Here is a 10935-nt window from a genome sequence, read left to right as displayed (position 1 = left end):
ATCGATGCCTGTTCGTCACCGGCGCCGGTGTGACATCGTGATAGAGGCCCCCGCGCGCCCATCGTCGGGCGCACCGGATTCCCCTTTCGGAATTCCTCGCGTCGCGCGGGCGCACACCCCGTACGGGAGCCTCGGGGTCACTGCGCCTAGCATGAGGACCCATGGAGAGACCCGCGTGAACACTCCGGCCGGTCCGCCGCACCAGGCGCCCGGCGCCTGGTGGCAGTGGCTGCACCAGCTCTGGCTGAACGCCATGGCTGTCGAGGACGTCACGGACATCGCGGACCAGGTGTACCGCGCACTCATCCAGCTGCCCGGCGCGGCCGTCGTGGTGGGCGCACGCTGGGACCCACGCGACCCCGCATACCTGCGCATCCTGCCGGCGGGCGGCGCGGACCCCGTCACCTGGCTGCCCACGGCACCCGGCTGGCCCGGCGGTCCCGGCCTCCCGCCCTCGCCCGAGCCCGGCGGTGCACCCCGGTCCCGGCTGTACGACATGAGCGGCCCGGACCGCGCCGACCTGACCCTGGTGCGGGGGCCGCTGCTCGACTCCTGGGCCGCCGCCGTGCTGGAGTGCGTCTTCCCGCTGGCCACCGGTGACACCGCGGGTCTCTGGGTCGGGCTGGAGAAGGTGCCCGACACGGTCACCGCCGAGCGGCTGGCCGAACAGCTCGCGCAGGTGGCCGACGTGCTGATGGCCAGCAACGAACGCATCCTGGCGGCGCGTGCGCACGAACGGCGACAGGCGCGGGACGCCTTCCTGGCCGAGGCGTCGCTCCAGATGGACGCCAGCCTCGACGTGCAGGAGACCCTCGGCCGGGTCGCGCGGCTCGCCGTACCCGCCGTGGCCGAGGGGTGCGCGGTGCACCTCTTCCGGCCCGACGGCCGGCTCGAACCGGTGGCCGTCGCCCATGTGGCGGTCGCCGCGCAGGAACGGCTCGCGAAGATCGCACATGACGACACCTGGCTGGATGCCACCCTGTGCGCCGGGGCGGCCCGCCGTGACGGCGTGCTGCTGCGCGGCGCCGACCTGGCGGGCGGCCCCTTCGCCCCGGACGCCGCCGACTCGGCCTTCGCCCTGTCCGCGCTCAGCATCAGCCCGCTGCGCGCCCGCGGCCGCACCCTGGGCACCCTGACCTTCCTCTACAGCGGCGAGGACGGCGGCATCGCCGATCTGCGCACGCTGGAGAACCTGGCCAGCCGCGCCGCCCTCGCCATCGACACCACCACCCTCTACGCCCAACGACGCGAGCACGTGAGGCTGTTGCAGCACCACCTGCTGCCCCGCGCGCTGCCCGAGGTCGCCGGGCTCGAACTGAGCGCCGCCTACGAGGTGGGGGACACCAGCCTCGACGTCGGCGGCGACTTCTACGACGTGGTGGCCGCCGGCGGCCGGGTCGCGCTCTTCATCGGCGACGTGTGCGGGCGCGGCGCGGAGGCGGCCGCCTTCACCGCCCTGTCCCGGCACACCCTGCGCACGCTGCTGGAGGACGGCACCCCGCCCGGCCCCGCGCTGAGCAGGCTGAACCGGGTGCTGACCGACGAGCGGGCCTCCCGCTTCGTCACCGCCCTGGTCGCGGTCCTCACCCCCGCCGGGACCGGCTGGGACGCCGAGATCGCCGCCGCCGGACACCCCTGCCCGCTGCTCCGCCGTGCCGGCGGAGAGGTCACCGAGGTGCCCGCGCACGGCCTGCTCCTCGGCGTGGTCCCCGGCGCCACGTACGAGCCCGTGCGGGTCCGGCTCGGTGACGGGGACGCCGTGCTGATGTTCACCGACGGGCTGATCGAGGCCCGGTCGGCCGACGGTACCCACTTCGAGGACCACCTGCCCGCCGCCGTGCGGGAGCTGGCGAACGGCGACGACCCCGCCGCCCGGATCGTGGCCGCCGCCTCGGCGTTCCGGCACCTGGGCGACGACGACACGGCCGTGCTGATCGCACGGGTGAAAGGACAGCTATGACACCGCGGCACGCCCCCGTCAGGCCGGTCGACATGGAGCGCGTACTGGTGCTGGAGGACTCGCAGGAGGACGCGGAGGCCATCGAGCGCGCCGTGTCCCGGACCCACCCCCACCTGCGGCTGGAGTTCACCTCGCAGGGCGACGGCCTGGTCGACCGGCTGCTGGCCGCGCCCGAGGTGCCCGGCATCGTGCTGCTCGACCTGAACATGCCCGGCATGAGCGGCCTCGCGGTGCTGAAGTCCCTGCGCGCCCGGCCGGAGCTGGCGGAGATGACCGTGGTGGTCTTCACCTCCTCCACCGCCCCGGCCGAGGTCGACGCCTGCTACGCGGCCGGAGCGGACAGCTACGTCTACAAGCCGCTCAACTTCGACCTCTTCCGTACCGTCCTCAAGGGCGCCCTGGACTACTGGCAGCAGAACAAGGGTCAGCCGGCCGGTCCGTCCTCGCCGAGCGTGAAGTAGAACGCGGCGCCCTCGCCGGGCGCGCTGCGCAGCCAGAGCCGTCCCTCGTGGCGCTCCACGATGCGCTTGACCACGGCGAGGCCCACTCCCGTGCCGCCCCCGTGCTCCTGCGGGGCGTGCAGCCGCCGGAACAGGTCGAACACCTCCTCGTGCAGTTCCGCCGCGATACCGATCCCGTTGTCACGCACCACCATCGCGGGCACCGGGGAGTCCGCGCCGGGCGCCACCGCGTCCTCCATGGTGATCTCCACCGTGCGGTCGGGCCGGTCGGCGGCGTACTTCGCGGCGTTGACCAGGAGGTTCAGCAGGATCTCGTAGACCCGGTCCGGGTCGGCGCTCACGCGGGGGAGGGGCTCCGGCCGCAGCACCGTCACCCGCTCCTCCGCCAGTCGCGGGCCCGCCACGTCCAGCGCGCGGTCCAGGATCTCGTCCAGCGACACGTCGGTCCGGTGCAGCCCCGCCCGGCCCATCCGGGCGTAGTGCAGCAGCGAGTTGAGCAGGTCGTCCATGCGCGCGGCCAGCCGCCGCATCGTCTCCAGCCGGCGCACGCTGGTCGCGTCCAGACCGTCCGCCGCGTCCTCCAGGGTGAAGGTGACGGCGTTGGCGATGCCCCGCAGCGGCTCCTTCAGATCATGCGCGGCGACATGCGCGAAGGAGTCCAGATCCAGGTTGGTCATCCGCAACTCGTCGTTGAGCGAGGCGAGTTCATCCGCGTGCCGGAGCACGAGACGGGTGAACAGCCGCCCCGTCTCCAGCGCGGCGGCCTTGTCGTGGGTGCTCCACGGCAGGCTGCGGCCCCGCATCATCGACCGGAAGACCGCGCCCGAGCCACGCGGGGTCAGCCGCTCGCCGCGCGGGCCCGCCAGCACCGGCCGGGCCGGGTCCGCCGCCCAGGCGCGGGGCAGCGGCCGCTCCGCGCGCAGCCACGCCAGGCAGTCCCCGTCCGGACCCAGCGGCAGCATCAGCACCCCGGCCGGGCCGTCCGCCGTGAGCGGCACCTCCACGCCGTCGTCGGCCAGCAGCTCACCCAGCCGGTCCGTCGCCCACACCTCGCCGGACCGCAGCCGGGCCGCGTACCGGCCGAGCACGGCGGCCAGCTCCGGGGAGACCGGCAGCCCCGCCCCCGACGCCCGCCCGCCGCGCAGCAGCAGTACGCCGTCGGCGGCCACCAGCCGCCGCAGCTCCGCCTCGTGCCGCAGCAGCGAGCCGGCCACATCGGCGTCCAGCAGCTCGGCCACCGCCGACGCCTCACGCCCGGACCACTCCAGTGCGTCGGCCCGCTCCCGCTCCTCGATGGCGGCCAGCTGCATGGAGAACGCCACCCCGAACAGCTCGCACGCCGACCGCACCTCGGGTGCCAGCCGGGTGGGCGCGTCACCGTGGCACGCGATCAGCCCCCACAGCCGGCCCTCCCGCAGCAGCGACACCGACATCGAGGAACGCACCCCGATGTTGCGCAGGTACTCCAGATGGAATTCCGAGACGGTACGCAGCGCCGCCCCCGACAGGTCCAGCGGCTCACCGGTGGCCGCCCGGACGGAGGGAAGCAGGCGGGCGGTCGGGTCGTCGACATCCGCGATCACCCGGATCCAGTTCTCCTCGTACAGCCGCCTGGCCTGCGGCGGGATGTCCGTGGCCGGGAACCACAGCCCCAGCCATGGCTCCCGCCCGGCGGCGATGTCCTCGGCGACGACCTCGCCGGGGCCGTTCGCCCCGTCGAAGCGGTACGCGACCACCCGGTCGTATCCCGTCAGCGCCCGCACCTCGCGGGCCGCCGCCCGGCAGCAGTCCAGTACGGTGCCCGCCGACCGCAGCCGGCGCAGCGCACGCCGGACGCCCTGGTAGAAGCCGGCGAAGCGGAGCACGTCGTCCGGATCGCGCGGCTCGAACTCCAGCATCACCAGACCGTCCCGGCGGTGCACACCGAGGTCGAAGGCCGACCTGACCGGCTCGGCGCCGGCCGTCACGGGGAAGGCCACGGCCACCGAATCGCCCTCCACTGCCGATTCCACCGCCTCCGCCCAGTCCGCCGCGTCCAGCACCGCCGTCACCGGCCGCCCCACCAGCTCCGACGCGTCCAGCCCGAGCAGCGCGCCGGTGTTCTCGGCGGCGGTGTCCACCAGCCCGGTCGCCGGGTCCACCGCCAGCAGGGTGCCGTACGACTGCACACCGCCCAGCAGGTGAATCCGCTCGGTCACGCACACCGACAGGTCGAAGCCGCCCGGAACGGACGCCTCCGCGCTGCGCACACGCTGGGACAACCAGTCCTGGTCCATACCGGACTCACCCTTTTCGATCGCCGAAAGGGCAATGATGACAAAGCCACCCGCCGGCCGCCCGCTTCCGTCCCCCGTGCCCGTACCGCAGCGGGCTGGTCACATTTGTGCCACTCTCCCCCGCGCGACGCGCCGGCTGGGCAGACTTCACCCCACTCCTTGTCCGGAAGGAGTACGAAGTCGACCCTGAGGAGCACGAGTTGGTGACCCGCCTGGGCAGTGCGGACAGCAGACGGCACTATGCGACCACCCCGCGTCTCATCGAGATGCTGGACGCGATCTTCCAGGCGTTCCGGCGCCGCAGCCCCATGGCGCTGCCCGAATTCGTGCTGTACGCGGACGCCGGATCACCGCAGGGCGACGAGGCAGTACGCGGCAGCCTCGCCGAGCTGCGGCAGGAGCTGCGGTCCAGGGGCGTGCCGTTCGCCGCCGTCCGGCCGTCCGCGCCGGCCCGTCCCGGCGACGGCGGCAGCCCCATGGTGCGCGCCCTGCGGGTCGTCCAGGCGCTCGGCGGCAAGCCCGCACGCTCCGGCACCGAGCCGTACGTGGAACAGCACGCCTGGCGCGGCGGCAAACGCCAGTACGGCCAGTACACCTTCCCGCGCAGCGAGCTGCTCCTCGCCATAGAGAACGTCGCGCGGGAGGCCGGTCCCGACGCCGAGCCCGACGAGCTGCTGCACGGGCTGAACCGCACCGGCTGGCGGCCCGGCGGCATCCAGTGGACGGCCCGGCTCCGCGACGCCGCCACCGACGCCTCCCGGACCGTCCCCGCCCTGCTCATCGCGGTCGTCGCGGTGCTCATCACCGACAAGCCCTGGTACGTGACGCTGCTGTTCCTCGCCGTGGTGATGGCCGCGCTGCTGGCGCTGAGCGTCCTGCCGGGACGCGCGCCGGTGTTCCTGGGGCTGCGCCGCGAGGTCCGCTGGTTCCTCAGCACCACCTACCTCAATCAGGGCGCGCGCGCCGACCGGGGCGAGGGCCTCACCTGGCGCGTGCTGCGGCTGTGGCCGCCGGGCGCGGTGCGCCAGCGGGTCGCCGCCGTGGCCCGGGACATCCAGGACGGCGGCCTCCTCGACGAGCACCGCACCGGCAGCGGCGACGAGGACGCCCAGCGGCGCCACCTCCAGCTGCGGGTGCACGCCCTGCGCGAGGACCTGCGCGACGCGCACCGCGCCTGGTCGCTCGACCTGCGCGGACGCAAGCGCCCCACCCCGCCGGTGCTCGTCCTCCCGGACGCCACCCCCGACAACGGCCTGATCGAACTCCTGCGCGCCATCAGCGACATCCGCAGCATCCGCAGCGAACTCGACCCGCTGCTCGTCATCGCCGCCGTACGGCACGAGGACATCGGCCTGCTCCAGCGCAGCTACGCGGCCGAACCCGCCGCGAGCCACCTCGACGGCTCGGGCGCCGACCTGCCCGCCTGGTACGCGAGCTGGAACCGCGCCCGCCGGGTCAGCCAGTCGCCCAGCCTGGAGGGCAGCACCCTGCCCTGGGTGCTGCGGGTGCCGCTGCCGGAGGGGCTGCTGCTCCACCCCGACCTCGGCGTGGGCTCCCCGCGCCGCTCCCGGCTGTCCACCGGGCGCCCCCGCTGGACCTGGCTGTGGTCGCTGCCCGCGCTGGCTCTCGTCCTCGCCGCCACCGGGCTCGGGCTCGGCGTCCGCGACCACCGGCTGACCAGCCGGTACTGCTCCAGCGACCTGCGCGGCGCCAACCAGGACACCCGCCGCGTCGAGCCGCCGGGCGGCAAGGGCCCCGAGTGCGTCGGCGTGGCGACCGGCGGGGTCACCTTCCCGGTCGCCCGGCAGCTCCAGGAGCTGATCCGCGAGGAGAACGCGTCGATCGGCAACAGCGGCTACGTCACGCTCGTCTACGCCGGTCCACTCAGCGGACCCGACCCGGAGGGCGAGAACGACGACCAACTGGTAAAGGGCTTCGAGGAGTTGCGCGGCGCGTATATCGCCCAGCACGCCAACAACGCCTCCCAGCCCGTGAAGCTGCGCCTGCTGGTCGCCAACGGCGGGACGGACATGGCAAGTCAGGCCACGATGGCCGAGCGGATCGTGGACGTGGCCCGCCGTGACCGTACGATCGTCGGCGTGGTCGGCATCGGCCGCGACATGACCGACACCGACCAGGTGCTGGAGACCCTGCGCCAGGCCGAACTCCCCGTCGTCTCCGGCACCAACTCCGGAACCTGGCTGCTCGACAAGCCCAACTTCTTCAACCTGGCCGCCACCGACCAGTGGCAGGTACGGCAACTCAGGCTGCTGGCCGAGCAGTTGCGCGCACCCGGCACCCGGGGCCTTGGCACCGCCGGCCGGGCCGTCGTCCTCGGCCGCAGCCCTGCCACCCACGACCGCTACACCCGCGAGCAGATGGACCACGGCGCCCGGATGCTCACCGACGTGGGCTACCGGGTCGACCGGCTGGAACGGTACGAGCTGGGCAACGGCCGCCCGGTCCTCGGCCGCCAGGTCGACCAGATCTGCCAGGAGGGCGAGGTGCCCCGTGTCGTCTACTTCGCGGGCCGCACCGAGGACGTCAACGCCCTGATGGACGGCATCACCTCCGAGCCCGGCTGCAACGGCAAGCAGATCGCTGTCCTCGCCGGGGACGACCTCTCCCAGGCGGGCTTCGACTCCGAGCGCAGCAGCGTCGCCGCCAACGTCACCCTCTACCACCTGGTCCTCACCGCCCCCGGCACCAAGAAGCAGGGCACCATATTCGTCAACAACCTGCGCAAACTCGGTCCCGAGAGTGAGAAGGTGCTCGGCCTGAACGCGGCGACCCCGCAGACCGACAGCGCGCTCAGCGACGGGCAGACCATGCTCACGCACGACGCGACCGAGGTGCTCTACCGGGCCGCGTCCGGCGACGGCAAGCCGCGCGGCCGGGCCGAGGCGTGGTCCGGCCTCCTGCGCACCAACATCGACAACCTCGCCACCGGCCGCGTCGACTTCACCGCCGTCACCCACGACAACGCCCGCGACCAGGGACTCGAACCGGGCACCCGCGACAACTACGCCATCTCCCTGGTCCGCGTCGCCAACACGGGCGGCGCCCACTACGACCGCACCGTCCTGTGCTCCCGCCGTGCGGGCGACAGACGCCCCCTGACGGAGAAGGAGTGCGACGTGGACCGCAAGGCGCCGTCCTCCCCACAGCCGCGTCCCTAGGGGGGTGTCCGTCGGCCCGGTGGATCGGAGTCCGCCGTCGTCCACGCCCGTGGCCCCGCGCCGGTGAGTGCCTCGCGCAGCCACGCCTCGGCCGCGCCCGGCGTGGGCTCCGGCGGGGCGCCGGGCGGGGTCGCCAGCTCGGACACGACGTCCCAGTAGTGATCGAGACGGGGCTCGTCGGCGAGGACGCCGGTCAGCCGCCGCCGGAACGCCGCGCTGTCCCGGGCGCCCCCGGCATCCGCCCAGGCCGCGACGTACCGGTCGAGGGCCTCACCCCCGACCGGAGCGCGCCCGGCCCGCAGCTCGGGGGCGGCGAGGTCGTACGCCTCCCGGAGCCCGGAGTAGAGGACGGCGGGACGGAAGCCGTCCCGGAACCGACGGGGCGCGGGCGGCCGGTCCACGACGCCCGGCGGGCAGGGCGCCGTGACGATCGCCCGCAGCCGTCCGAAGGCCAGCACCTGCGCCGGAGTGGGGTCGTGGGGCGGTGCGGGTACCGCGACGTCGACGATCCCGGCCAGCAAGGGCGCCGGCAGCCGGGCCGGGAAGAGCCACCGGCGCCAGAAGCGGGCGAGTACGTCGGTGTCGGGCGGGAGCCCCATCGCGCCGATGAGGTCCAGCCGCCGGGCACGCTCCTCCGGCGAGCAGTCCGTGAGGAGGTGCAGCGCCGCCTCCCGCCAGCGCAGCGCCACGAGTTGGGGCCGCAGTTCGCGCAGGCGGTCTGCGACCAGGTCCGCCAGCGCGTCGTCCCGCTCCAGCGCCCGGCCCACGTCCGGTACCGGCAGGTCGAGGGTGCGCAGGGAGCGGATCATCCGCAGTCGTCCCAGTGCTTCCGGGCCGTAGCGGCGGTGGCCTCCGGAGCTGCGTCCGGCCTCCGGCAGCAGTCCCTGGTCGGAGTAGAAGCGGACGGTCTTCACGGTGACGCCGGCCCGCGCGGCCAGTTCCCCGATGCTCCAGGACGCGTCGCCCGCCGTGCTGCTGGTCACGCCTTGAACCTCCTCCAGGGGGAGTTCCTACGGTAGCGGCGCGCGCGGCCGGCGACAGGACCGCGCCGGACGAGTGGGAGGAGATGGGGATGACAGTGGACACAGGGACCGAGGCCGCGTTCGTCCTGGTGCCGGAGGCGCACACGGGGGACTGGGTGTGGGACCGGGTGGCGGCCGTGCTGCGGCGCTCGGGGGCGCGGGTCCTCCGCGCGACCCTCCCCGGGGACAGCGGCCCGGCCGACCTGGAGACGCACATCGCCGAGGTGGTCCGCCAGGTCGACGCCTCGGGGGAGCCCGTGGTGCTCGTCGGGCACGGGTACGGGCTGCTTCCGGCGCTGGGCGCCGCCGACCGGCGCCGGGACCGGGTGGTGCGGGTCGTCCACCTGGACGCGGCCGGGCTGCCCGAGGACGGTGACACCGCTCTCGACGTACTCCCCGCCCTGCCACGTCCCGAGAGCGGGGCCACCGAGGTGCCGCCGCCGGCGCCCGGGGAATGGCACCGGCTGGGCAGCACCGAAGGGCTGACCTCCGCCATGCTCGACCGCCTCGCCACGCGGGCCCTGCCGCAGGCCGCCGCCACTCTCACCCAGCCGCTCCGGCTCTCCGAAGAGGCCGGCGGCATCCCTAGGACCGGTGTCCTGTGCACGGCGGACGGCTCGACCGTCGAACGGCTGCGCTTCGTGGCGTCCCTCGGTGATCCACGACTGGGCCTGCTCACCCGGCCGGGCAACACCTTCCTCGAACTGCCCACCGGGCACTGGCCGATGCTGTCCGAGCCGGACCTGCTGGCGCAGGTGCTGCGGCGGGCGGCGGCCGGCGAGGGGGAGAGCCTCGCGGCACCCGAGGGCCACGTCCCCAGCCATCTGCGGCCGTTCGTCCTGGAGGTGCCCGACCGGCCCCGGCAGCGTACGGATCACGTCGACCTGTATCTGCCCGACGGCCAGGCGAGTCGCCCCGCCGTGGTGTTCGTGCACGGCGGTCCGCTGCCCGCCGGCACGCTGCCGACACCCCGGGACTGGCCGGCCCTCACCGGCTACGCCCGGCTCGCCGCCCGGCTGGGCGCCGTGGGGGTGACGCTGGACCACCGGCTGCACGCACCGGGCGATCTCGAACGCGCCGCCGAGGACGTGTCCGCCGCCCTCGACCTCGTCCGGAAGCATCCCAGGGTCGACGGCGGCCGGGTGGCCCTGTGGTTCTTCTCCGGCGGCAGCCCGCTGTCCGCACCGTGGCTGTCCGCGCCCCCACCCTGGCTGCGGTGCCTTGCGGCCAGTTACCCGATGCTGGAACCCCTTCCGGACCACGGCACGGAGGGCGACCGGTTCCGCCCGGTGGCCGCGGTGCGCGGAGCCGGTGAGCTGCCGGTCGTCCTCACCCGCGTCGGGCTGGAGGACCCGGCGCTCGACGCGACGGTGGAGCGCTTCCTGCAAGCCGCCGGTGCGTGCGGGGCGTCGGTGGAGGTGGTCGCCGCCCCGCACTGCCGGCACGCCTTCGAGACGCTCGACCACACGGACGAGGCACGTGCCGCCGTGCGGGAGGCCATGCGCCTGGTGCTCGGCCACCTGAGAGCCTGACCCCCCCTGTTCCAGGGGGCGGCGGCACAGGCGCGGGCGATCGGCCGCGCACCCCTTGGCGCCTCCTGGACAAGATCTGTGGTGCCCCTGAACAACGCGCTGGAGTCGTGGCGGGCGCAGGACGACGAGCGGGCCGCCCGCACGGCGTTCGAAGGCCGATGGCGGCTCCCGCACACCGTACGGACGCTGTTCGCCGTCGGCGCCTTCGTGATGACGGCCCTGGCTGTCAGCCGCTGAGGCAAGCGCGGCGGGGCCCGCCTCAGGGCGCCGCAGCGCTCACCGCCCCTCGTCCATCAGGTCCAACTCGCGGCTGGGCGTCGGTCTCCTGCCCGAAGGTCTCCGCGGGTTCCATGTGGCCGAGAAACTCCCCCTCTGTCTAGTCGAGAATCTGCGTCGTCCTGTAACAATCTTGCGCAGCTTCATGGACTTCATTTCCATAGGCTCCTAACTTTCTTGCGTCCGCTCACCCCACGAGCCCTGAGGACGCACACCCATGACCCCACCC

Annotated in this window: 7 protein-coding genes; 5 read left to right on the top strand and 2 right to left on the bottom strand. The window is 74.1% G+C overall.

Translation table 11 applies throughout. The features are described from left to right. Positions 1–175 precede the first annotated feature (175 nt). Together ACFWN1_RS27690 and ACFWN1_RS27685 are read left to right on the top strand one after the other, a co-directional pair. Positions 176–1960, top strand: a complete 1785-nt coding sequence (locus tag ACFWN1_RS27690; protein ID WP_384367525.1) for a PP2C family protein-serine/threonine phosphatase — start codon at positions 176–178, stop codon at positions 1958–1960. Beyond that, the gene (locus ACFWN1_RS27685; protein WP_384367522.1) at positions 1957–2421 is read left to right on the top strand and encodes a response regulator; all 465 of its coding nucleotides are present in this window, start codon (positions 1957–1959) and stop codon (positions 2419–2421) included. Before ACFWN1_RS27690 ends, ACFWN1_RS27685 begins: the two co-directional genes overlap by 4 nt. Here the strand turns inward: ACFWN1_RS27685 and ACFWN1_RS27680 are convergent. Further along, complete coding sequence (locus tag ACFWN1_RS27680) at positions 2385–4697, bottom strand: ATP-binding protein (RefSeq protein ID WP_384367519.1); 2313 nt, start codon at positions 4695–4697, stop codon at positions 2385–2387. The genes ACFWN1_RS27685 and ACFWN1_RS27680 overlap by 37 nt on opposite strands. Positions 4698–4897: 200 nt before the next feature. Between ACFWN1_RS27680 and ACFWN1_RS27675 the strand changes: the two genes are divergently transcribed. Beyond that, positions 4898–7876, top strand: a complete 2979-nt coding sequence (locus ACFWN1_RS27675; protein ID WP_384367516.1) for an ABC transporter substrate-binding protein — start codon at positions 4898–4900, stop codon at positions 7874–7876. On the opposite strand, the gene ACFWN1_RS27670 is transcribed toward ACFWN1_RS27675, so the two are convergent. Further along, the gene (locus ACFWN1_RS27670) at positions 7873–8859 is read right to left on the bottom strand and encodes a MerR family transcriptional regulator (RefSeq protein ID WP_384367513.1); all 987 of its coding nucleotides are present in this window, start codon (positions 8857–8859) and stop codon (positions 7873–7875) included. The two genes, ACFWN1_RS27675 and ACFWN1_RS27670, sit on opposite strands and share 4 nt — an antisense overlap. Positions 8860–8942: 83 nt before the next feature. On the opposite strand from ACFWN1_RS27670, the gene ACFWN1_RS27665 reads away from it, so the two are divergent. Both ACFWN1_RS27665 and ACFWN1_RS27660 read left to right on the top strand, forming a co-directional pair. Continuing rightward, positions 8943–10430, top strand: coding sequence for an alpha/beta hydrolase (locus ACFWN1_RS27665; protein ID WP_384367510.1), 1488 nt, complete (start codon positions 8943–8945; stop codon positions 10428–10430). 81 nt (positions 10431–10511) lie between these two features. Then, complete coding sequence (locus ACFWN1_RS27660) at positions 10512–10667, top strand: anthrone oxygenase family protein (RefSeq protein ID WP_384367507.1); 156 nt, start codon at positions 10512–10514, stop codon at positions 10665–10667. Positions 10668–10935 lie beyond the last annotated feature (268 nt).

The organism is Streptomyces sp. NPDC058459 (assembly GCF_042721685.1).
Classification (GTDB): Bacteria; Actinomycetota; Actinomycetes; order Streptomycetales; family Streptomycetaceae; genus Streptomyces.
The sequence above is the reverse complement of the archived record's forward strand: the minus strand, read 5'-3'. Positions and strand labels throughout refer to the sequence as shown.